The following is a 22,685-nucleotide window of genomic DNA, read 5'->3' on the forward strand; positions in this document are numbered from 1 at the left end:
CCCGATGAAGGCCCCGCCATCGCCCGCGACGAGCCCCCATCCATGAAGGCGAAGACCCTCAAGCGCACCAAGGTCAACGTGGTCACCCTAGGCTGCTCGAAGAACACCTTCGACAGCGAGGTGATGATGGCGCAGCTCAAGGCCAACGGCATCGCCGTGGACCATGAGAGCGATGCCGGCGATCACAACGTGGTGGTGATCAACACCTGCGGCTTCATCGAGAACGCCAAGCAGGAGAGCATCGATACCATCCTGAGCTACGCCAAGGCCAAGGACGAAGGATTGGTGGAGAAGGTGTATGTGACCGGTTGCCTCAGCCAGCGCTATGGAACGGAATTGAAGGAGGGCATCCCTCAGGTGGATGCCTGGTTCGGCACCCGCGACCTGCCCCGCCTGCTGAAGACCCTGAAGGCCGATTACAAGCACGAGCTGGTGGGGGAGCGGCTCCTCACCACGCCGGCCCACTTCGCCTACTTCAAGATCAGCGAAGGCTGCGACCGCAAGTGCTCCTTCTGCGCCATCCCGCTCATGCGCGGCAAGCACGTGAGCACGCCCATGGAGCAGCTCGTGACCAACGCGGGCAATCTGGCCAAACAAGGGGTGAAGGAGCTTATCCTCATCGCGCAGGACCTCACCTATTACGGGCTCGACCTCTACAGGAAGCGCAACCTCGATGAGCTGGTGGCCCGCCTCAGCGACGTGGAAGGCATCGACTGGATCCGCCTGCATTACGCCTTCCCTTCGGGCTTCCCGATGGATGTGCTCGATGTGATGCGCGACCGCAGCAACGTGTGCAACTACCTGGATATGCCGCTGCAGCATGGCAGCACGCGCATGCTCACCCGCATGCGGCGCGGCATCACGCAGGAGAAGACTGAGGCGCTCGTCAATTCCATTCGGGAGAAGGTGCCCGGCATCGCCATCCGCACCACGCTCATCGCGGGCTTCCCCGGCGAGACAAAAGCCGATCACGACGACAACCTCCAATGGATCGAACGCATGCGCTTCGATCGCCTCGGCGCCTTCACCTACAGCCACGAGGAGGACACGCACGCGCACACCTTCGAGGACGATGTGCCCAAGGAGGTGAAGGAACAGCGTGCCCAGGAGATCATGGAGCTCCAAGGCGGAATCAGCCTTGAGTTGAATCAAGCCAAGGTGGGCAGGACCTTCCGCGTGCTGGTGGATAAGGCCGAAGGCGGCCACTTCATCGCCCGCACCGAGTTCGATTCACCCGAAGTGGACAATGAGGTGCTCATCCCCACGAAGGACAATTACCTGCGCGTGGGTGACTTCGCGGATGTGCGGATCACCGGGGCGAATGAGCACGATCTGCGGGCCGAGGTGGTTCAGTGAGCCTCTCCTGCTTCGGGCTTCCGCTTGCCCCTGCGCCATTCGATTGCGGCTTCAGGCAGGGATTGGAAGAATTCGGCCAACAGCTTGCGCTGCCGCTGATCGAGGCGGGCGTCGTCATGCGCCCACGTGTAGGAGGGCAAGGGCATCTCACCCTCTTCGATCAGTTCTGCAGCCTCATCCACGAAGTGCGCGCGTTTGCCCTCTGGCAGCGCTCCCCACTGGGACAAGTTGCCTTCGCCTCGCCCTTCGTTCACATGCTGCTGCAACCACCAATTCACCGGCGTGATGTTCACGTACCATGGGTACTTCGTCTTATTGCTGTGGCAATCGTAGCAGGCTGTGCGAAGCAGCGCGGCCACTTCAGCACTGGGCTGCGTGATGGTGATCAGGTCGAGCGCGGGGTCGGTGGTTGGCGCTGTGGTGTCCGGGCGGATGAATTGGGCGAGTGCGAATAGGGCGAGGAGTAGCAGGAGGAACCGACGCATGGCGGAAAAGTAGCCAGATCCGTCAGGATGAATAGGAGCGACCAGGATTACCGTCCGATGCTCACACGCATCTGCCCGCCATTCCAGCGCAGCATGTACAGGCCGCTCGCTTCCGCGATGGTGATGCTCTCGCGCTCCACGCCTCGCGGCATCAGCCATTGGCGCACCGCACGGCCGCTAGCATCGAGCAGCTCGAAGGGCAGCTCATCTTCCGCATCGCCGCGCGCAATGATGAAGGTGCCGTTGTTGGGATTCGGGAAAACCGCGATCACCGGGCCTTGCGCGTCGAACCACACCGGCACCACCTGGCTAAGGGAGCTGCTGCCATCGTCGTCGGTTTGGCGCAGGCGGTAATAGCTCAGGCCGGTGAAGGGCGTGCGGTCGGGCCATTCGTAGTCGCGCCGCACTACGCTGTTGCCAGCGCCGGGCAGTGTGCCGATGGCCTCGAAGCTGATGCCATCGCGGCTGCGCTCGATGGTGAAGTAGTCGTTGTTCAGTTCGATGGCGGTGGTCCAGGAGCATCGCACATGGCGCTCTGGCGTGGGTTCGGCCGTGAAGCGGATGAGCTCGATGGGCAGCGGCGAGTTGTCGTAGGCCAGCGCCCAGATGTGCTCGTTCGCCGGTGCAATGGTTTCTGAAAAAGGCACATTGGGCACGAGCACCTCGCGCACCGCCGGGTTGCTCTGGCCAGGAAGAGGCGGGTACTGCCAGGTGGTGCCGCTTTGCAGCCAGCGTTGCGCGCGGCAACTGCCCGGTCCGAATTGCGGATCCTCTGCTGGCGCGAAGCTTAGGAGCAGGGTGCCCGTGGAACTCCCGTTGGGCAGGTCCACTAACCAGAAGCGATCGGCCGTATTCGGGCTGTTGTCGGCCACCATCGCTCCAGCCATATTGGTGACCTGCTGGTTGGCGGTGATGGGGTAGGGCGTGTTGTCCGGCGCACTACGGTAGGTGGCCACGCTCAGCAAGGTTCCATCGGGATAAGCCGCAGTCGGCGTGAACGCGAAGGGAAACGCAGGCCCCAGTGGTTCGCCGAACAGCACACGGTGCTCGTTCACATCGTTCCCCAATGCCCATTGGAAGCGGCTCGCCAGGCTCTCGCTGGCAACCCAGCCTCCCGCATGGGTCACGGCGTTCGCAGCAGGGTTGAACACCGTGAAGGTCCTGCCTTCGAGCGAGAGCAGCGCGCCGATCTGCACGGTACCGTCCATCTGGCCGGGCAGGCCCACCACGGCATCTTGAAGGAGTTGCTTGTTGCCGCCGGTGAGGATCAGCCTGCGGAAATCCGTCACGCTGCTGCCACCGATGTTCTGCGTGCCGCCATAGAGCCGCACGTTGCCATTGCTCGTTGGCGTAAGCCCGGTTCCGCCGCTGCTGTTGGTCCAGTCGCCTTGCACGCGCAGCTCGCCCTGATTGGTGATCGTCGAGGAGGCGTTGAGCTGCAATCCGCCTTCCACAGTGACCTCGGTGCCGCCACTGACGGTGATGGGCACGTTCGCGGCGGTGAAGAGCTGGGCGTTCACGGAGTGCGCTAGCGCCATGCACGCGAAGGCCAGGGAGCGCTTCATCATTTGCGCTTCATTTCTTCCAATTCTGTACGAAGGGCTTCGATCTGCGCCTGCTGCTCCTGGATCGCCTTCACCAGCACCGGCACCAGTCTTTCGTAGGTCACCGCCCAGAGGCTCGTGGTGTCATCGGCCGGTTTCACCACCACTTCAGGCACCACGGCATGCAGGTCCTGCGCAATGAAGCCGATGTCCAGCTTGCCTTCGGCGCTCTTGCCGCGCGGGTCGAGCTCGAAGCCTTTCGTATCGTGGTGGAAGTAGCGCACCGGCTGCATGGCCATCACTTCCTTCAGGCCGTATTGGAGGGTGCTGATGTCGGACTTCACCCTGCGGTCCGAGAGCACGCCCCAGCTGCCGCCTGCAGTGAGGTTGCTTCCCGCATTGGTGATGCGCACGCGTTCGCCAACACCGGTCGAGAGACTGATGAAGCGGCTGGTGGAATTGTGGCCGATCAGGAAGCCCACGTCGTTCAATTCCATGGCGGCAGTGTAGCCACTGGTGCTGTTGGTGCGGAACTCGAACCCGCCGTTCGTGTGGTTGAACCGAACCCGTCCATTCGGCACGTTCACATCCATGCCGTTCGTATTGCCGCCTGCTGCATTGGTGCTGCCGTAGAGCGCGATGGCCGCACCGTTCGCGCTGCTGCCGCTCTGTGGGCCCAGGAACAGGTAGTCCGTGTTGCTGCGGTAGAGCAGGGCGGCATTATCGGCGCTGAAGCCGTTGCTGAGCAGCATTCGACCGGCCACCTCCAGGCGTTCGGTCGGTGCAGCGGTCCCGATGCCGACCTCGCCCGAGCCCACCACCCGGATCCGTTCAGCATTGTTGGTCCGCAACACCAGCGGCTGGTTGTCCGTCGTGCCAAGGAAGCTTGTGCCAGGTATGGTGCCTGCATTGCCGAGTAAGCCCCATGCTGTTGCCGTTGCCGGAGCCAACGCCTGCCAACTCGCAGTGCCATTCGCATCGCTCACCAGCACGCGCCCTGCCGCCTGGTTGCCGTCCACCATGCGGATGCTGCCCACCACATGCAGGCGGGCGGCGGCGTTGGTGGTCCCTATGCCGAAGTTCCCGTTGGGCTTCACCCGGAAGGCCTCCGTGCCGATCACGCAGCCGCCGAAGTTGCAGCCCATGTGCAGGCCGAAGTCGCCACCGGCGAGCATTCCCATCGAGGCACTGTTCGAGGTGATGCTGTTCTGGAAGGTGATGTTCGCAGCGGAACCGGCCTGTGCGGCCTCCAAGCGCAGCGTAGGTGTGATGCTGTTGAGCGTCGGCGTGAACCGCACATGAAGCTTGGCCACCGGCGTGGATGTCCCGACCCCGGTGTTGCCGTTCTTGAGGATCACCAGGGCATCGGAGCGTTCTGCCGCATCCACGGTGCTGTTGTTGTTCGCGTCAATGGCGTTGCCAACGACGAAGAGGCGGTCGAGGCCGTTCGCGAGAGCGAAGCTGCCAGCACCTGTAGGGGAAGGCGTATAGGTGGTTGCACCGATGCCCAGCACGGTTTCCCCGAAGGACATCGCCGTATTGCTCACGCCCGCGGCCGTGCTGCTTCCGCCCGCCGCAGTGGAGAATGTGCCGATGGACGTGGAGTAGAGGCCGCTGGCCGTCGTGTGAAATCCCAATGCCGTGGCGAAGGCATCCGAGGCCACCGTGTTGCTGCCTGCGGCGAATGCACCGCCACCGGAGGCGGTGGTGCTCACGCCGAACGCCAGCGCGTTGTTGCCGGATGCGACCGAGTTGGAGCCGAATGCCGCCGACTGGATTCCGGAAGCACGCGTGCCGAAACCTGTTGCGAAGGAATGAGTGCCCACGTTCACATCGTCCCAGGATGTGAGTCCGGCGAAACCCGCTCGAAAGGCTCCTTTGCGCGGGTTCCAGACAAGGCGGGTCCCGGAGCCGGCGGGCACCAGCGCACCTGAACCGATGGAGCCGCCAGAGCTCACCAAGCCGTCCGCACCTGTTATGGTCACCGCCCCGGCATCGGCCGTGATTGTCCTTCCCGCGCCCGCCCCGCCGAAGTCGTAGGCTTGGTCCAGCGTACCGCCACCCACCAAGGGCACCCATGCCAGCCCATCGAAATACTCGAAGCGCGTGGTGGTGGTGTTGTAGATCATCAGGCTCGTGGCAGGCGCGGCAATGGCATCGCGCTGCACCGTGGTCATGCGCGGAAGCAGCAGTCCTTTGCCCGTGCTCGTGAGGTCCAACAGCGCGCTGGCATCGGGCGTGGGGTTGTTGATGCCCACGCCTTGGGCGAACGCCTTGACGGAGAGATTCACGGCGATGAGCAGGAGGAGGATCAGGCGCAGCATGCGAGCGTTTTCAGTGCTCGCAAAGCTCCATGCTCATGGTACGGGCTTCAATAGAACTTTGGTTGACAAGCTGAATGGAAGGAGGGTGCGCCCGCGCGCTGGATGGGAATGAGGTTGAGGGCTGCAGATGGTCATCCGCCCTCATCGGCGCTACGCCATCAATCTCCTTCAACTCCCGACCTTCCGCGCGAAGAATCGATTCACAGCCTCCGTGCGGTTGACCACATGCAGCTTGCCGTAGATGCGGTGGATGTTCTGCTTCACGGAGCCTTCCGTGATGCCGAGCCTTGCGGCGATCTCTTTATAGAGCAGCCCTTGGGCGAGCAGTTCAAGCACCTCGAATTCGCGCGCGCTCAGTTCCGCATTCAACGGATGCGCTTCCGCTGAAGCGGGCCTGAAATGCTTCACCACGCGCCGAGCCACGCTCATGCTCATGGGCGACCCACCGGAGCTCACCTCCCGGATCGCCTGCACGATCTGGTCGGGCGATGAGTTCTTCAGCAGGTATCCGTTCGCGCCGGCCTTCAAGGCTTCATAGACCTTGTCGTCGGTGTCGTTCACGGTGTACATGAGGAACTGGGTGCGCGGCCACCGCTGGCTCAGCTCGCGCACGCCTTCAATGCCGTCCAAGCCTGGCAGATTGATATCCATGAGCACCACATCGGTGGCTCCGGTGCCGTTCAGCGCGAGCGTCTCTTCCACCGAGCCATGCGCGCCTTTCATGGCGATTCCGGGCGTGGCCAGGAACACTGCGGTGAGCAGTTCCCGGATGCGCTCGTCGTCCTCGACGATCCGGAGGGTGATGGTGTCGTCCACGAGGCGAAGGTGGCTGAATGCATCGTGCCCATCAAGCTAACTTTCGTTCGGCCATCGGTGCATGCAGCCGAAGCGAGGTGCCCCGGCCATCGAGGCCCGCCGAGAATCCGATGGACGCCCTGATCATCTCGGCGCGCTTCCTCATGTTGATCAGGCCGTGCCCATGCTGACGTTGCGGTTGCATGCCCCGACCGTCATCGGCCACTTCGATCATGAGCCCATCGCGCCATTCGAGATCCAGCCGGACACGGCTCGCCCCGGCATGCTTCACCACGTTGTGCAGGGCTTCCTTCACGATGAGGAAGAGGTTGCGGCGCTCTTGGGTGGTGAGCATGCGGTCGGGCATGGTGCGGGAGTGCACCTCGATCGCAATGCCGTGGGCATCGAGGTAGGCCCGGGCATGCGCTGCGATATAGGCCACGAGGTCGTCGAGGCTGCCTTGGTCATCCTGCAATGCCCAGATGATGTGGCGCATGCTGGCAATGAGCTCCTCCGCCGAGCTGGCCTGTTCGCGCAGCAGCGGCGCCAATCCATCGGCACGGCCCTGCTGCAAGGCCATCTCGCTGCGAAGCTTCAGCGCGCTGAGCCCCACGCCCAGGTCGTCGTGCAAGTCGCGGCTCACCTGCTCCCGCACACGGAGCTCCGCGATGGTGCGCTCCTGATGCTCCCGCTCCGCGCGCAGTTCGGCCATGTGCCTGCGGTGGCGCAGCCTCGCGTTCAGGATGAGATAGACGCTGGTGATGGCCAGCAGGGCAAGTGCGCTGACGATGATCGCGAGTTGCCGGTTGCGCGTTTCGCCCACGAGCTGTGCCGCCACGCGCTCCCGCTCGATGCGCTCCACCTCAAGGTCGTTGTCGGCGCGCAGGAGCTCGGCTTGGGTGGAGAGCGCTGACCGGATGTTGTTGGCGGTGATCGTGCTGTCGATCCGGTGCCATTCACCCAGATGGCCCAAGGCTTGGGCGAGCTCGCCGATGCGCTCAAAGGCGTGCGCCGCCTCGCGCTCGAAATTGCGCTGGGTCACCAGGCCTATCTGATGCCGGTGCGCATCGAGGTAGCTGCGTGCGCGGACCAGCGCCGCTCGTGCTTCCGTGGCTCGGCCTGCCTCAGCGAGCGCCATGCAGCGCCCCACGAGCGCATCCACGCCGATGTCGTGATCGCGCGCTGCATCGGCGATGGCCCATGCGCGGTCGTGGAAGGCCAGCGCCGAATCCGGCTCATCCGCTTTCAGTGCGATGTTGCCCAATGCCCACCAGGCCACGGCAGTGGCGCGCACCGCTCCCGCCGCTTCTGCCAGCCGTAGGCTCAATCGCGCATGGTACTGCGCGCTGTCGCGATGGCCAAGGGTGTTCAGGTAGCTGGCAAGGTTACCGTGGATGTGGTGCAACTCGGACACCGGATAGCGCGCGGCCGGCGCTTGCGGGAACCACCGGAGCGCCAGGCGCAGGTATGGCAGGGCTTCCTGGCTGTCCTGGATGTTCTCGTGCAGCAGGCCTTTCAGGTTGTAGGCATTCGAGATCAATGTGCTGTCCTGGAGCTGGTGCGCGAGGCGCTCGGCCTCGTTCAGGTCGCGCATGGCCTCGTTGAAGAGGCCCTCGTAGTACAGCACTTCGGCGCGGTAGGCCAGCAGGTAATGCGCTGCTTCGGGATGCTCGGCCGGTTTCACTTGGGCCAGGGCGCCATTGATCAGCATGATGGCGCTGTCGCCATGGAAGGCATCCATCTGATGGAGGATGCGCTGCATCTGCCGGTCGATCACCGTATCGGCGAAAGGGGGCAGTGCCCGCATGCTCCGAGTGGGGGCCTGCTCAGCAGAAGCCGCAGGGATCAGATGGAGCAGCGCGGGCAGGATCGCGCAGCGAAGCGGATTCATCGCCCGAAATACCGGTTCACGGCCTCGGTGCGGTTCTGCACGTGAAGCTTTCCATAGATGCGGTGGATGTGCTGCTTCACCGTGCCGGTGGTGATGCCCATGCGCTCGCCGATCTCCTTGTAGAGCAGGCCCTCAGCAAGCAATTCCAGCACCTTGCGTTCGCGGTCGCTCAGGGCGTCGTCGGTTGCGCCGCCCGCAACGGCCGGCCTGAATTGCTGCACCACGCGCCGGGCGACATGCGCGCTCATGGGTGCGCCGCCGGCCTGCAGCTCGCGCACGGCAGCGATGATCTCATCCGGCGTGCTGCTCTTGAGTATGTAGCCGTTGGCACCCGCTTTCAGTGCCTCGAAGACGCGCTGGTCATCGTCGTGAACCGTGTACATGAGGAACTGCGTCCGCGAGCAGCGCTGGCTGAGCTGCTTCACGCAATCGATGCCGCTCTGGCCGGGCAGGTTGATGTCCATGAGCACCACATCGGGGCATTGGTCCTTCATGCGCAGCAGGGCATCCTCGGCGGTGCTGTGGAAGGTGAAGGGCTCCATGCCCTCCTCGAAAAGGAAAAGGGAGCGCAGCGTCTCTCGGATGGTGCTGTCATCTTCAACGATGCTCACCCGGATGGATGCGGTCTCGGTCATGCTGCAAATCTCTCGGCCTCAGGGGCGGCCGACAATAGAACGAAGGTTAGGGGTGGGGGCGAGCGGTGCATGCAGCCTTATGGTGGTGCCTTGCCCGGATCGCATGTCGATTTCGCCGCCGAGGTCGGTCATTCGTTTGCGCATGTTGCGCATGCCGTTTCCAGTGCCCTGATCGGCGGCGTTGGGCAGGCCGATGCCATCGTCAGTGATCGTGATGAGGAGGCCGGCATCCCATTCGGCGGATATGCTTACGCTGCTCGCATGGGCGTGCTTCACCACGTTGTGCAGCGCTTCCTTCAGCACAAGGAAGAGGTTGCGCCGCTGCTGTGAGGTGAGCGCGGCATCCGGAATCCGGCCATTGGCCTCGTATCGGAAAAGGAGCCCGTTCTGGTCGCAGTACCCGCGCGCGTAATTGGTGGCATAAACGAGCAGGTCCTGCACGCTGCCCTGGTCCTGGTCCATGGCCCAGATCATCTGGCGCATGCTGCTGATGATCTCGCCGGCGGCGCTGGCCAGCGATGCCAGCTGCTCGCGCTTGGCGGGATCCTTCTCGGTGCGTAAGGCCATCTCGCTGCGGAGCTTCAAGCCGCTCAGGCCGGCGCCCAGATCGTCGTGCATGTCGCTGGCGATGCGCTCGCGTTCGCGCAGCACAGCCTGTTCGCGTTCGAAGCGCTCGCGCTCCTTTCGGAGCCGTTGCTGCATGTAAGCGTGGAACCCGACCGCTGATGCCACGGCGAGCGCGATGAGGGCACATAGCCTGAACCACCACGTGGACCACCACGGCGGATTCACCTCGAAGCGAAGGAGGGTCACTGGAGCGGACCACGCGCCAACATCAGCGAGGACCCGTACCGTGAAGCTGAATTCACCGCTGGGCAGATCCCCGAAAGTGGCGCTGCGGCAGCCGAGGCAATCGGTCCAGACGGAATCGCGGCCGGTGAGCCGCCATGCCACCCGCGCTCCTTGCGCACGGATCGGGTCATTCAGGGCGAATTCGACCGTGAGCCGATCGCGGCCCTCGATGAGTCGCAGCCCCATGGCGCTTGCTACGGACTGCCCGTTCACATGCGCTGCGGTGAGACGGGGCTCGGTCAGCGGCTTGGCCGGTGCCGGGTCGAGCACCTTCACCCGCACCACTTCGGGACCATTGAGCACCAGCAGTGAGCGTGCGTCTCGCGAGAGCAGCATGCCATTGATCTCATCGCTCCATTGCACCCCGAAGTCGAGCCGCTGGAAAACGCGCTGCTCCGGGTTCCATTTGGCGATTCCCCCGGTGCCTCCGATCCAGAGGCCCAACCGTTCATCGGCCACGATGGCCCGCACGAGATCACCGGGGACGCCCCGTTCCCGATCGAACACCTCGGTGCGCCGTGTGGCTGGATCATATCGGGCGAGGCCTCCTTTATGCGTGCCCACCCAAATGGCCCCATCTAGATCCTGGGCAAGCGCACGCACCACGCCGAAGGCTTCGCCCAGCGCATCGCCGGGATCCAATGCGATCCGTTCGAAGTCGTTCGTGGCGCGGCGGTAGCGGCAGAGACCTCCTCCATCATTGCAGCCGATCCAGATCTGCCCTTCGCGATCGACGAGCGTGCAGAGCAATCGGTCGATGGGCAGGCTCGAAGGCTCCGAAGGGTCATGCACATACTGCTCGCAAACGCCCAGCGAAGGGTTGAACCGGAACAGACCCTTGCGCCAAGAGGCTGCCCACCACCAGCCATCGCGGTCCTGAACCAGGTCCATGAAGTGCGCGCGGGTGAGCAACGGATTCAGCGCTTCGAGGTCATCGCGATGGATCCACCGGCCCAGTGAGGCATCCGTGGCGTGTATGCCATGGTAGGTGGAGAAGAGGTAGCCGCCATTTTCAGTTGGCTTGATCGCTGTTACCGTGTTCTCCCCATGCATATGCTGCGCTCCACGCCGAGGCCGGAGCTGGATGAGTTGGCGCCATTCGTTGCCGGCACCGTGCATGAACGTACCAGCTCTGTATGTGCCTACCAGGAGGCCACCATCGGGTGATTCCAGCGCGCAGAGGGTGGCGTGGTCCTGATCCCATGCATCGTTCATGAATCGTTCGATCCGGGGGTCGGCAGGCACCAAGGCCAGCGCCCCATGCGAACCGACCAACCAGAACCGGCCCTCGTCATCCACGGCAGCTGATCGAATGGCGAGTGAGCCCGGTGTCCCCAAAGCCGTGCTCCGATCACTGAACACGGTAACCGTTCGTGTGTGGTCCGCGCTGCCCACGCGGAGTATGCCGCCCCAGTTCCAAACCCACCACTCCCCGAGCGGACCTTTCCGGAAACCCCGTAAGGCCTCACCTTCGCGCAGCAGTTCTCCGGCGTCGAAGCGTCGGGTGCCGCCGTACGCGTCGCGTTCCATGAACGACCGCGACCGGTTGTCGAACCAGGCCAAGGTGCTGTCGCTGGTCCAGGTGAGGCAGATGATCTGCTGGGGCGCACCATCGAACAGGTCTTTGAGGAGCAACACGGGCTCCGCCGCCCCGCTTGAGCTGATCCGGAAGATGCCTTCGCGCGCGGCAACGAGCACGGCATCGGGTTGCCGGTCCGGAAGGAGACGCTTGTGCGATTCCGATCGGCGCGCATAGAGCGGGTGATCGGCGATCGGTTCCAACGCGCCGTTGGCGAGGGTCCGGAATACGCCTTCCTCGGTCAGGGCGATGGCACTGCCGTCAGGCATTGGCGCCACTTGCCAGAACCGGTTCGCCAGCACAGGATTCAGTGAGTCGCTTTCGATGAGGAAGCGCCTGAAGCGGCCCGTGGTTGGATCGAGCCGGGCCATGCCGGATTGCGTGCCCACCCAGATGCCGCCGTCGGGCGCCTCTCGCACATCGGTCACGGAGTTGTTGGGCAGGCTCGTGCTGTCAGCGCGCGCATGCTGGTACAGGGTATGCCGATCGCCTTCACAGCGCAGCAGGCCATCCTCAAGGGCCAGCCAGAGCGTGCGGTTCCGATCAAAGGCCATTGCGTTCACATTCAGTGGCATGCCACGCTCGGTGGTGCGCATCTGCATGTAGCCGCTATAGTGGGCGATCAGCGAGGCATCGCTTTGTGCGGGAATCGGGAATGGACCGGCGAACTGTGCCGATCCCGGCGTGCGGAAAAGGATCAGGCCGATGAATGGGAGCAGGAGTCGCACGCGGCAAGTTAGCCGTGGGGCTTCAGCGCTTTTCGATCTCCAGTACGATGGCCAGCGCGTTCGCACTGGCATCCGCCCTGGCACCTATCGTTTCACCATCGGTATAAGCCGGCCGGTCCGCGCCGAGCAGTTCATTGCCGAGCACGTCAACAAGCCGTGCGTCAAGGCCGCGGGCCCCGCTCTCATTCATGTGCTTGTTGATCGCCGGGTAATCGAACGGCTGGTTGCTCACCAGGATCGCCATGACGTCCATGCTGCCCACCTGATCGGCGGTGAGGCTATGGTCCTTGGGGAACTGGCGCATGCCGGTGGTGCCGCAATAAGGGCTGTGCTTGGGCGTATAGGGGAAGAGCGTGTAGGTGCTGCCGTCGGTCTCTTCGCCGAAGAGGTAGGTGTAGCACTCCTGGTTGTTGGTCACTTCTATCTTGAATCGGGTGCCCTTCGGGATCGGTGAGCCGGTGCGGAAAACGCGCCCGCCACGATGCTCCAGCGCGATGTAAGCACCGGTGGCAATGCCTTCATCATTCACCACGGCCAGACCGAAGCGGATGTCGAATCGGTCAGGCTTCGCCTCCGCGCTCTCGCCCATGGGATAGACCGCATAGGCCTCTTTGGTGAAGAAGTCGAAGGCATCGTAGGGCACCCACGCGATGCCGTTCTTGCCCCATTCCGGTCCCCAGCTGTTCATGATCTGGAAGGCGCCCGGCGCGTTGGGGCCTTGCTTGAAATCGTCGTAGCCGATCACGCACATGGCATGGCCGCCGAAGCCCTGCATGCGCGTGTCCTGCTGCGTGGGCTGCCACAGGTCGCGGCCCTGCATGCCTTGCATGAAACTGCCGCCCACCATCATGCCGATCACGATGGGAGAGCCCTGGGCGAGGTATTGCTTCATGGCCAGCAAGTCCACGCCGCTCTGCGGATCCGCGCTGCGGCTGAGGCGCTGCGAGCCCTTGATCCGGAAGCGAGCGGCTTGCTGCTCAAGCCCTTGGTCCGGCGGCTCGTTGCAACTTTGATCCGTGTATGCGAAGGCGCTGAAAGGCACGGCACCGCGCTTCAGCAGATCGTCCATGGCGCGATTGAGATAGCTGCCCTGGCAATCGCTGTTCTCGATCTTGATGCGGTTGTACATGAAGCTCGGGCTGAAGGCCGAGGCCTTGCTCGGCGCCGCACCCGTAGCCTGGTTGTGGATGATGCTGCGCGCGGCGTAGGCACTGGCCCACGCCACACAGCTCCCTTGCTGCCCTTGGTTCAGGCGCGGCGGTGCGAAGCCCTCAAGCGAGACGCGCTCCGGCAGCGGGTTCTTCACGTTATCCGCGAGCGGCTCATGCACCTCCGCCTTGTCGTACTCGGCGGGATCGAGCGTGGCGCCGCGCGTGAGCTGGGAGAGCAGGTCGCCGCCGCCTTGCTGCTGCATCATGCCGCCGCAGCCATCGAGGCCGCCCATGAGCCAGAGGATCCCCATGATCACCGCGCCGATGAGCAGCAGCTTGGGGTTGCGGAAGAGCAAGGGGAGAAGGGCGCCGATCAATCCGCCGCCGATGCCGCCACTTCCGCCGCCACCGCCCCTACGAGGGCCGCCGCTGGGTATGTTGCTGCGCGAGTTTCCGCCGCTGGGGCGGTCGGGGGTCATACGGATGGGCATGGAGACCAGGGCATTTGATCCGCCGAAAGTAGCCGGGCGATGCGCATCTACTTTTACCGCGATGCCGATCCATCGACTACCCTATGCGGCGACGCACCGATTCTCGTCGCTGGTCCTGGATCACGTGGCGGGCGATGAATTCCTCCGCGCTTTCCAGGATTTCCCGGCCACGCGCGAGGGTCTTTCGGCCGCAGCGAAGGCCCGTCGATTCGATCCTGCATCACGCACGGCGCTCGTGGCCGCGCTGAAGAAGCAGTATGCGGGCATCGACGTCAATGGACCGGTCTCAGCAAACATCGATCGGCTCGCCCAGGCGGATTCGCTCACCGTCACTACAGGCCATCAGCTCTGCCTTTTCCTCGGTCCGCTCTACGTCCCCTTCAAACTCCTGAATGCGATCCGCATGGCCCGGGAGGCGGAATCCATGCTGGGCAAGCCAGTGGTTCCCATCTTCTGGATGGCCAGCGAGGACCATGACCGGGCGGAGATCGATCACACCTGGTTCATCGGGCAGAAGCTGCATTGGGCCGGGCCTGCTCAAGGAGCGGTCGGACACTTGGAGCTGCATGGCATCAGTGCAGTTGTCGAAGAGGCCTGTTCGCTGCTGGGCGCAGGTTCTGAAGCCGATTCGTTGAGAGCCTTGCTGCGCATGTGTTATCGCGATGGCCGAACCCTGGCCGAAGCAACGCGGCTCTTCGCACATGCCCTCTTCGGTCGCTTCGGGCTGGTGATCATTGATGGCGACGACCGAGGGCTCAAGCAGCTCTTCGTGCCGGTGATGCGGGAAGAGGTCCTGAACGGCATCACCAAGCGCTCAGTGGACTACGCTGACGCGAAACTGAAGGAGCGCTACGCGCCGCAGGCCCATGCCCGGAGCATCAACCTCTTCCATCTCCGGCCGGGGCACCGTTCGCGGATCGAAGCTCCTGGCGGAGCATTCCAGGTGCTCGATGGGGGACCGCGCTTCACCGCGGAGGAGCTCCTGCTCGACCTTGAACTGCGCCCGCAGGACTACTCGCCGAATGTGCTGTTGCGGCCGGTTTATCAAGAGACCGTGCTCCCGAACATCGCGTACATCGGTGGTGGTGGGGAACTGGCCTATTGGATGCAGCTGAAGTGGCTCTTCAACGCCGTGCGCGTGCCCATGCCGGCCGTGATGCTCCGCACGAGTGCCGCGTTGATCCCTGCGAAGACGGATCGGCTGGTGGCCGAGCTCGATCTTGACCTCGCGGATCTCTTCAAACCGGATCATGAGCTGCGAACAGCATTGGCCAGGGCGGCTGCAGGTGCCGATGCCTTGCTCACGCCAGAGGCCGCTTCGCTCCAAGTGATCGCTGAAGCCATGCGACGCAAGGCGGGGCTGACGGACCCAACCCTCATCAAGAGCGCCGAGTCGGCCCATGTGCGCATGCAACGGGCGCTTGATGGGTTGCAGGCGCGAATGGATCGTGCGCTTAGGCGCAAGGAGGCGACACAGATGCAGCGGCTCGACCGCATCCTCGCGGAGCTGTTCCCCGCAGGCGCTTTGCAGGAGCGCCGGCTGAGCGCGCTGCCGTTCATCGCGCAGCGCGGCAACGTTGTTCTCGATGAGTGGCTGGAGGCGCTCGACCCGCTGGACCCGCGCTTCACCGCGCTGGTGGAAGGGTGACGGTGGAATCGTTCGCCTGAACAGTTGCCGAATCACTGATCATCGGCTGTTCCAATGGGACCCGGTCGCCGAGGTAGCGCGGACCGGTGCCGGCCAGCAGGTCAACGAAGACCTTTACACGGGCAAGACGCTCCCTGATCCACACGCGCATGCCGCGCAGCGTGCCCGGGTCTTTGGCGTTGTAGCCCACGGCTTCAATGCCCATGCGCCTGGCGAGATAAACTGCGCGTTCGTTATGGAAGCGCTGGCTGATCACCGTGAATCGCTGCTGACCGAAGATTTCCCGCGAGCGCACCACCGAATCGAGGGTGCGGAATCCGGCGAAGTCGAGCACGATGCGAGAGCTATCGATGCCAGCAGCCATCAAGGCGCGCCGCATCTCTCGCGGCTCGTTGTAGCTGAGCATGCCGTTGTCGCCGCTCACCAGCAGGCAACTCACTTTTCCCGATCGGTAGAGCTCCGTTGCTGCGGCGATGCGGTGGTTGAAGTAGGGATTTCCGCCGCCTCCGCGCCCACGGTGCGTGGTTCCCAGCACAAGGCCCACCTCATTCGCTGGCACGGTCTCGATCGCATCGTGCATATAGGCGGATGCCCCGTTGCTCACGGCCCGGTCGGCGGCTGCGATCACCGCGAGGAGCGCCCCGCATGCCAGCAAAGCGCCAATGACCAAGCGACGAGGCAAACGGATTCGCAACAGTCGCATGGGAAGTGAACGCAGCGCGGGCGACGGCGATTGCTTCAGGGCATCACCCGGCCGATCAGGTCGATCCCGGTATAGTTCTGCGGGGTGAGCGCCCGGAGCTGCGCTTTCACCTCGGCGCTGGCATCAAGGGCTTCGATGAAGGCGCGCATGTCGGCCTCGGTGATGCGCTCCTTGCCGCGCGTGAGCTCCTTGAGGCGCTCGTAGGGCTGCGGATAGCCCGCGCGGCGCAGGATGGTCTGGATGCCCTCGGCGATCACCGGCCATTGCGCTTCGAGGTCGCGGGCGATGGCGGCTTCGTTCAAGAGCAGCTTGCCGAGTCCCTTGCCGATGCTGTCGATGGCGAGCATGGTGTGCGCCATGGGCACGCCGATGTTGCGCGTCACGGTGCTGTCGGTAAGGTCGCGCTGCAGGCGGCTGATGGGCAACTTCTCACTGAGGTGGCCGAAGAGCGCATTGGCCAGGCCCAGGTTCCCTTCGGCATTCTCGAAATCGATGGGGTTCACCTTGTGCGGCATGGCGCTGCTTCCGATCTCCCCGGCCTTGGTGCGCTGACGGAAGTAGTCGAGGCTCACGTACTGCCACACGTCGCGGCAGAGGTCCGTGAGGATGGTGTTCACGCGGCGCATGGCGTCGAAGAGCGCTGCGAGGTGGTCGTAGTGCTCGATCTGCGTGGTGAACTGCTGGCGCTTCAGCGCGAGATGCTTCGAGAGGAATTCGTCAGCACGTGCCACCCAATCGATTTCCGGATAGGCCGCGTGATGGGCGTTGAAGTTGCCGGTGGCGCCGCCGAACTTGCCGCTGAAGGGGACATCGTTGAGCAGGCGCAACTGGTGATCGATGCGCTCCACGAAGACCTGCAGCTCCTTCCCCAGCCGAGTAGGAGAGGCAGGCTGGCCATGTGTACGGGCGAGCATGGGCACCTGCGACCATTCGAGCGCGAGGCCATGCAGGGCATCGCGCACGGCGGTGATCGCCGGCAGGTATCCGTACTGGAGGAAGTCCATCAGCATCATCGGCAAGGCCGTGTTGTTGATGTCCTGGCTGGTGAGGGCGAAGTGAACGAACTCTTTCTGTGCGCCGAGGCCGGCTTCATCGAGCCGTTCCTTCAAGAAGTACTCAACTGCTTTCACATCGTGGTTGGTCACCTTCTCGATGTCCTTGATGCGTTGGGCATCGCTGGTGCTCAAGTTCGCCACGCGCTCCTGCACGGGCTTCAACTTGGCCAAGGGGGTTCCGGCCAATTCGGGCAAGGGAATCTCGCAGAGGAAGATGAAGTATTCGAGCTCCACGCGCAAGCGGTAGCGCATGAGGGCTTGCTCGCTGAACCATTGCGCCAGTTGGCGGGTGCGGTCGCGGTAGCGGCCATCGATGGGGGAGATGGCAGTGAGCGGGTCCAGTTCCATGGAAAGGCGCCGAAGGTAGCGCCGGTGCGGAGGCGCTCAGGTCTTCTGCTTGCGCTTTCGCGCTGCGGGGAAAAGGATGTTGTTCAGGATGAGCCGATAGCCCGAGGAGTTGGGGTGCAGGCTCAGGTCAGTGGGTGGGTCGCCCACCATGTGCTGGTAGTCCTCGGGGTCGTGGCCGCCGTAGTACGTCCATTGCCCCAGGCCGAGCTCGCCGTGGATGTACTTCACCGTGCCTTGCGCCTTGTTCTCCCCCATCACGGTGATGCCGGGCTTCACCAGGTCCTTGCGGAAGGCGGTGGTCTGGCCCATGAAGCCGCGCACCACTTGCTCATGGCTCTGGCAGAGCATGGTGGGGACGATGTCCCATTTGGCGCTGAAGTCGAACAGGGTGAAGAAATCGCGGGGTTGGCCGATGCGCCCGTGGATATCGGTGGCGTCGATGTCGCTGAACTCGTAGATCATCGGATCGGTGATCAGGCGGTAGTTGCGGAAGGCGAATCCTCGGTTGAAGTCGATCTTGCTCTGGCAGGCGGGGTCTATGGGATCATGATCGAACTCGGCGGCGCAGATATCGATGCCTTCCGCCGCCAGGGCAATGTCGTAGCTGTCGGTTCCGGAGCACATGGTGAAGAGGTAGCCGCCGCCTGCCACGTAATCACGGATCTTCAGGGCCACGGCGAGCTTCATCTGGCTCACCTTGGCGAAGCCGAGCTGGGCGGCCATGGCTTCGCTCTCCTGCACCTGCGCGCGGTACCACGGCGCATTGCTGTAGCTTCGGTAGAACTTTCCGTACTGCCCGGTGAAGTCCTCGTGGTGCAGGTGCAGCCAATCGTACTTCGGCAGCGCGCCAGCGATCACCTGCGGGTCGTAGATACGGTCATAAGGAATCTCAGCGTACTGCATCACTAGGGCCACGGCATCGTCCCACGGCTGGAAGCTCTCTGGTGCGTACACCGCGATCCTGGGGGGCTTCTCGAGCTTCACGGCTTCCATGTTCACCTCCGGATCGGCGATCTCGGTGAGGATCGCACCGGCCTGCGCATCGGCGATCACCTGGAAGCTGACGCCGCGCACCTTGAGCTCCTGCTCGATCACCTGGAAGTGGTCGATGAGGAAGCTCCCGCCGCGATAGTTGAGCAGCCATTCCACGGGCACATCGCGCTGCAGCGTCCAATACGCTACGCCGTAGGCCTTCAGGTGGTCGCGCTGCGTCCCATCCATCGGGATGAACAGCTTGGAGGCTAAAGCCGGGAGCGTGAGCGCCAAGGTCGCAGCGAGCGCGATGGGCTTGCTAGAAAGGAGCGTCCTGATCGTCTGTGCCGAAGTCATCGTTCATGCGGCTGGGCCGGGTCACGGTGCGGAATGCGCCGTCGTCCGATCCCATGCCATCAACGGCGAAGTTACCGGGCATGGTGTCCAAGTCTGCGAACTTGGCGAGTTCGGGGATGAAGCGCAGGCGCACGGTGTCGAGGGCGCCGTTGCGGTGCTTGGCTACGATCACCTCGCCGATGCCGAGGGTGCTGCCGTGCTCATCCTCATAGATCTTGTAGTACTCGGGGCGGTACAGGAAGCACACGATGTCGGCGTCCTGCTCGATGGCGCCCGATTCGCGCAGGTCGCTGAGCATGGGCCGCTTGTCGCCGCCGCGGGTCTCCACGGCGCGGCTCAGCTGGCTGAGGGCGATGATGGGGATGTCGAGCTCCTTGGCGATGCTCTTGATGCTCCGGCTGATGCTGCTGATTTCCTGCTCGCGGTTGCCGCCGCGGTTGTCGCCGCCGCCGGTCATCAGCTGCAGGTAATCGATGATGATCAGATCGACGTTGTGCTGGCTCTTGAGGCGGCGGGCCTTTGCGCGCAGCTCGAAGATGTTGAGGGCCGGGGTGTCGTCGATGAAGATGGGCGCGTTGGTGAGGCGCGCGATGTGCTGGTGCAGGATGGTGAACTCCTGGTCGTTGAGCTCGCCTTTGCGCAGCTTCTCACTGCTGATGCCGGCCTCGCTCGCGATCAAGCGCGTGACCAGCTGGGTGCTGCTCATCTCGAGGCTGAAGACGGCCACGGCTTTCTTGTGCTCCACGGCGATGTTGCGCGCCATGCTGAGGACGAATGCGGTTTTTCCCATGGCCGGCCTGGCCGCCACGATCACCATGTCGCTGCGCTGCCAGCCGGCGGTGAGCTTGTCGAGGTTGGTGAAGCCAGTGGGCACGCCGCTCACGCCGCCGGTCTTGCTCTTGGCGTTCTCGATGTTGGCGATGGCGTCCTGGATCAGGTCGCTCATCGGCTCATAGTTCCGCTTGAGGTTCCCGCTGGTGATGGCGTAGAGGTCCTGTTCAGCCTTGTCGAGCAGGTCGAAGACATCGGCGCTGTCGTCGTAGGCGTCGCGCGTGGTCTCGGCGCTGATTCGGATGAGCTCGCGCAGGATGTGCTTCTGGCTGATGATGCGCGCGTGGTATTCCACGTTGGCGCTGCTGGCCACCTTGCTGGTGAGCTGGCTGATATAGAAGGCGCCGCCCACCACGTCGAGCTCGCCGCGCTTCTTCAGCTCCTCGGTCACGGTGAGGATGTCGATGGGCTGGTCATTGCGGAACAGCTCCAGGATCGCGTTGAAGATGCGCTTGTGGGCCTCCACGTAGAAGCTGTCCGGCTGAAGGATGTCGATGGCCTCGTTCACGGCATTGCGCTCGAGCATCAGCGCGCCGAGGACGGCCTGCTCCAGCTCCGGCGCCTGCGGAGGCAGCTTGCCGGCTTCGAGGGCCGAAGCGAGCAGTGCAGAGGTTGATTCGCGTCGTGGGCCACCGCGCAGCCGGCCCGGAGCGCGTGAGGTGGAGAGGTCTGCCATGTGTCCTTTATGTTGACGCACCGTGAGCGATTGGCACCATGGCCGGCACATCCGGGCGGAAGGGCGTCAAAAGTAGCCGCAGGTAAAACCGCATTCAGCCGAACTATCAACACTGATCCGCCATTGGATCAACAACTGGGCTTGTTGAGAAATGACCAGCGCAGGGCATTCCGCTGGCGGGGCGGCTATCTTGGGCCCATGCGCCATCAACAATGCCTGCTATTGGCGGCATTCGCTTGTTCCATTGCGCTGGGATGCCGCAAGGACAAGGATTCCGAGGCGCCGGTGGTGCTCATCACCAGTCCTGGCGAGGGTTACAGCGTGAGCATCCCGGATACGCTCTTGGTGGGACTGGCCGTGAGCGATGATCACATCGTGCGAAGCGTATCAGTGATGCTGGCCGATGCGGATGGCGTGCCGGTTGCGCCGTCCGCGACGATCACGGTCGAGGCGGCCTCGCGCGAATTCACCATGGAGCTGCCGGTGCTCAGCGAGCGGATCGCCAGCGGGCAGTACGTGCTCTCGGTCCAGGCCACCGATGGCGTCAATGAGGGTAGGGCCTTCCTGGGCATCACCGTACAGGCGGCCCCATTGCGCGTGCGGTCCATGTTCCTGGTGCCGCCAGCCGATGGCGCGCTGCCGTTCATCATTACTAGGATCGACAGCACCGGCACGGCAACGCCTTTCGCCGCCCTGCCGGAATTGTTGCATGCCGTGGCAGGGCTAGATCATCTGTTCACTACCGGCGCCGCATCGGCACCGCTCGAGCGAAGGAGCATCAGTTCCGGAGCCGTGTCCGCGATCATGCAGAATCCGGGCCTATGGCCGCAGTTCTTCACCAGCTTGAGCGTTGATGCCAAGAATGGCAGGATCCACGCGTGCGGCGCCGATGGCTCGGTTCGCGGCTTCACGGGCGATGGTGCTCCCGCATTCACGGCCACCTTGCCGGTCGGTTCCTTCGGCGATGCTGTGGCGGCGGTGGGCGATGCCGTGCTCTGTTCGGCCTTCGATCCCGTATCTCAGCAGATAAGCCTGATTCGCTTAGGCGGGTCGTCCGGAGCATTGCTTGCGCAGTTCGATGCCGATGCGCGCGCGTTGGCCATGTATGAAGTGGATGCCCAGCGCCTCATCCTTTTTGGCAACGCATCATCGGGAGGCGTGATCCAGGAGGTGAGCGCCACGCAAGGCGGAGCGTTCACCATGCGCTCTTTCCCAGGAGAAGAGATGCTCAGCGTGGCGCGCGTTTCGCCATCGCTGTTCGTGATCGGCACATCGAGCGGGATCAAGCGCTTCGATTATCCCAGCGCTGCGGTAACCGATCTGCTTTCAGGCACGAGCGCCCGCGGACTCACTTACGACCCGGTTTCGGGCTCGGTGATCGCGGCGCACGGGAGCACGATCACTGCCTTCGACCCCTGGTTCGGCACCATAGTCAGCGCGCAAACGGCTCCGCATCCGGTGGCATCGGTGCGGCTGCAGCTAAATCGTTAGGCCTTCGCCTGTTCCTTCTTCCTGGGCTTCCTCTCAGCCTTCGCCTTGATCACCACGCCCATAGAGCAGAACTTGGCGATGCGGCGCTCCACGAGCTTATCGGGTGCCACCTTCACCAGTTTTTCCAAGTGCTTCTGCACCTCATTGCGCACCAGCCGGCAGGCCTCTTCCGCATCGGCATGTGCACCGCCGACAGGCTCCTTGATGATGCCGTCGATGAGCTTGTTCGACAGCATGTCATTCGCTGTGAGCCTTAGCGCGCTGGCGGCCTGCTCCTTGTAGTCCCAGCTGCGCCACAGGATGCTGCTGCACGATTCCGGCGAGATCACACTGTACCAGGTGTTCTCGAGCATGAGCACCTTGTCGCCCACGCCTATCCCGAGCGCTCCTCCGCTGGCGCCTTCGCCAATGATCACGCAGATCACAGGCACGCGGAGCTGTACCATCTCGAAGAGGTTGCGCGCGATGGCCTCGCCTTGGCCGCGCTCCTCGGCCTCGAGGCCGGGGAATGCGCCTGGTGTGTCGATGAAGGTGACAACCGGCTTGTTGAATTTCTCTGCGAGCTTCATCAGCCGCATCGCTTTCCGATAGCCTTCCGGATTGGCCATTCCGAAGTTCCGGTACTGTCGCATCTTCGTGTTGATGCCTTTCTGCTGGCCGATGAACATCACCGTTCGGCCATTCATCTGCCCGAATCCGCCCACCATCGCCTTGTCATCCTTCACGGTCCGGTCGCCATGCAACTCAATGAAGCTCCCTTCGCTCAAGTGCTC

16 protein-coding genes (1 of these 16 running past the window's edge) are annotated in these 22,685 nt (G+C 63.5%); 3 read left to right on the forward strand and 13 right to left on the reverse strand.

Annotated elements, in window-relative coordinates:
* The first annotated feature begins 42 nt into the window (after positions 1-42).
* On the forward strand, positions 43-1,356 hold the full coding sequence (gene rimO / locus IPM12_08730) for a 30S ribosomal protein S12 methylthiotransferase RimO (protein ID MBK9147888.1): 1,314 nt from the start codon (positions 43-45) through the stop codon (positions 1,354-1,356).
* Here the strand turns inward: rimO and IPM12_08735 are convergent.
* The 8 genes from IPM12_08735 to IPM12_08770 form a co-directional block, all read right to left on the reverse strand.
* Positions 1,350-1,841 carry a heme-binding domain-containing protein gene (locus IPM12_08735; protein ID MBK9147889.1) on the reverse strand — a complete coding sequence of 164 codons (492 nt, stop codon included), beginning with the start codon at positions 1,839-1,841 and terminating at the stop codon, positions 1,350-1,352. The two genes, rimO and IPM12_08735, sit on opposite strands and share 7 nt — an antisense overlap.
* Before the next feature lie 47 nt (positions 1,842-1,888).
* Complete coding sequence (locus IPM12_08740) at positions 1,889-3,409, reverse strand: T9SS type A sorting domain-containing protein (protein MBK9147890.1); 1,521 nt, start codon at positions 3,407-3,409, stop codon at positions 1,889-1,891.
* Positions 3,406-5,709: a tail fiber domain-containing protein gene (locus tag IPM12_08745; protein MBK9147891.1), complete on the reverse strand. Its 2,304-nt coding sequence runs from the start codon at positions 5,707-5,709 to the stop codon at positions 3,406-3,408. Before IPM12_08745 ends, IPM12_08740 begins: the two co-directional genes overlap by 4 nt.
* Positions 5,710-5,877: 168 nt before the next feature.
* Complete coding sequence (locus IPM12_08750) at positions 5,878-6,525, reverse strand: response regulator transcription factor (GenBank protein MBK9147892.1); 648 nt, start codon at positions 6,523-6,525, stop codon at positions 5,878-5,880.
* A gap of 31 nt (positions 6,526-6,556) precedes the next feature.
* On the reverse strand, positions 6,557-8,395 hold the full coding sequence (locus IPM12_08755) for a hypothetical protein (GenBank protein ID MBK9147893.1): 1,839 nt from the start codon (positions 8,393-8,395) through the stop codon (positions 6,557-6,559).
* Positions 8,392-9,030, reverse strand: a complete 639-nt coding sequence (locus IPM12_08760) for a response regulator transcription factor (GenBank protein ID MBK9147894.1) — start codon at positions 9,028-9,030, stop codon at positions 8,392-8,394. The genes IPM12_08755 and IPM12_08760 overlap by 4 nt, the downstream gene beginning before the upstream one ends.
* Positions 9,031-9,048: 18 nt before the next feature.
* Positions 9,049-12,189 carry a hypothetical protein gene (locus IPM12_08765; protein MBK9147895.1) on the reverse strand — a complete coding sequence of 1,047 codons (3,141 nt, stop codon included), beginning with the start codon at positions 12,187-12,189 and terminating at the stop codon, positions 9,049-9,051.
* A gap of 22 nt (positions 12,190-12,211) precedes the next feature.
* Positions 12,212-13,831 (reverse strand): peptidase C1, encoded by a 1,620-nt coding sequence (locus IPM12_08770; GenBank protein MBK9147896.1) that lies wholly within the window; start codon positions 13,829-13,831, stop codon positions 12,212-12,214.
* 61 nt (positions 13,832-13,892) lie between these two features.
* On the opposite strand from IPM12_08770, the gene bshC reads away from it, so the two are divergent.
* Complete coding sequence (gene bshC, locus IPM12_08775; GenBank protein ID MBK9147897.1) at positions 13,893-15,479, forward strand: bacillithiol biosynthesis cysteine-adding enzyme BshC; 1,587 nt, start codon at positions 13,893-13,895, stop codon at positions 15,477-15,479.
* On the opposite strand, the gene IPM12_08780 is transcribed toward bshC, so the two are convergent.
* From IPM12_08780 to dnaB, 4 genes are read right to left on the reverse strand one after another with little or no spacing between them, the layout of a single operon-like run.
* The gene (locus IPM12_08780) at positions 15,457-16,182 is read right to left on the reverse strand and encodes a YdcF family protein (GenBank protein ID MBK9147898.1); all 726 of its coding nucleotides are present in this window, start codon (positions 16,180-16,182) and stop codon (positions 15,457-15,459) included. The genes bshC and IPM12_08780 overlap by 23 nt on opposite strands.
* A gap of 35 nt (positions 16,183-16,217) precedes the next feature.
* Complete coding sequence (purB, locus tag IPM12_08785) at positions 16,218-17,585, reverse strand: adenylosuccinate lyase (protein ID MBK9147899.1); 1,368 nt, start codon at positions 17,583-17,585, stop codon at positions 16,218-16,220.
* Between the two features lie 36 nt (positions 17,586-17,621).
* Positions 17,622-18,869 (reverse strand): asparagine synthetase B, encoded by a 1,248-nt coding sequence (locus IPM12_08790; GenBank protein ID MBK9147900.1) that lies wholly within the window; start codon positions 18,867-18,869, stop codon positions 17,622-17,624.
* Positions 18,870-18,876: 7 nt separating this feature from the next.
* Positions 18,877-20,421 carry a replicative DNA helicase gene (gene dnaB / locus IPM12_08795; protein MBK9147901.1) on the reverse strand — a complete coding sequence of 515 codons (1,545 nt, stop codon included), beginning with the start codon at positions 20,419-20,421 and terminating at the stop codon, positions 18,877-18,879.
* Between the two features lie 198 nt (positions 20,422-20,619).
* Between dnaB and IPM12_08800 the strand changes: the two genes are divergently transcribed.
* The gene (locus IPM12_08800; protein ID MBK9147902.1) at positions 20,620-21,912 is read left to right on the forward strand and encodes a hypothetical protein; all 1,293 of its coding nucleotides are present in this window, start codon (positions 20,620-20,622) and stop codon (positions 21,910-21,912) included.
* Here the strand turns inward: IPM12_08800 and IPM12_08805 are convergent.
* Positions 21,909-22,685, reverse strand: the 3' portion of a protein-coding gene (locus tag IPM12_08805) for an acetyl-CoA carboxylase carboxyltransferase subunit alpha (GenBank protein MBK9147903.1). Its footprint extends 225 nt past the window's final position; the window shows 777 of its 1,002 coding nt (coding positions 226-1,002); its start codon lies off the right edge, out of view; it ends in the stop codon at positions 21,909-21,911. The two genes, IPM12_08800 and IPM12_08805, sit on opposite strands and share 4 nt — an antisense overlap.

The organism is Flavobacteriales bacterium, assembly GCA_016716605.1.
Taxonomy (GTDB): Bacteria; Bacteroidota; Bacteroidia; order Flavobacteriales_F; family PHOS-HE28; genus PHOS-HE28.

Excerpts from the sequence above, each read along its gene's own strand:
- rimO (MBK9147888.1), top strand. The coding sequence starts at position 43 with ATGAAGGCGAAGACCCTCAAGCGCACCAAGGTCAACGTGGTCACCCTA.
- IPM12_08735 (MBK9147889.1), bottom strand. The coding sequence starts at position 1,841 with ATGCGTCGGTTCCTCCTGCTACTCCTCGCCCTATTCGCACTCGCCCAA.
- IPM12_08740 (MBK9147890.1), bottom strand. The coding sequence starts at position 3,409 with ATGATGAAGCGCTCCCTGGCCTTCGCGTGCATGGCGCTAGCGCACTCC.
- IPM12_08745 (MBK9147891.1), bottom strand. The coding sequence starts at position 5,709 with ATGCTGCGCCTGATCCTCCTCCTGCTCATCGCCGTGAATCTCTCCGTC.
- IPM12_08755 (MBK9147893.1), bottom strand. The coding sequence starts at position 8,395 with ATGAATCCGCTTCGCTGCGCGATCCTGCCCGCGCTGCTCCATCTGATC.
- IPM12_08760 (MBK9147894.1), bottom strand. The coding sequence starts at position 9,030 with ATGACCGAGACCGCATCCATCCGGGTGAGCATCGTTGAAGATGACAGC.
- IPM12_08770 (MBK9147896.1), bottom strand. The coding sequence starts at position 13,831 with ATGCCCATCCGTATGACCCCCGACCGCCCCAGCGGCGGAAACTCGCGC.
- bshC (MBK9147897.1), top strand. The coding sequence starts at position 13,893 with ATGCCGATCCATCGACTACCCTATGCGGCGACGCACCGATTCTCGTCG.
- IPM12_08780 (MBK9147898.1), bottom strand. The coding sequence starts at position 16,182 with ATGCGACTGTTGCGAATCCGTTTGCCTCGTCGCTTGGTCATTGGCGCT.
- purB (MBK9147899.1), bottom strand. The coding sequence starts at position 17,585 with ATGGAACTGGACCCGCTCACTGCCATCTCCCCCATCGATGGCCGCTAC.
- dnaB (MBK9147901.1), bottom strand. The coding sequence starts at position 20,421 with ATGGCAGACCTCTCCACCTCACGCGCTCCGGGCCGGCTGCGCGGTGGC.
- IPM12_08800 (MBK9147902.1), top strand. The coding sequence starts at position 20,620 with ATGCGCCATCAACAATGCCTGCTATTGGCGGCATTCGCTTGTTCCATT.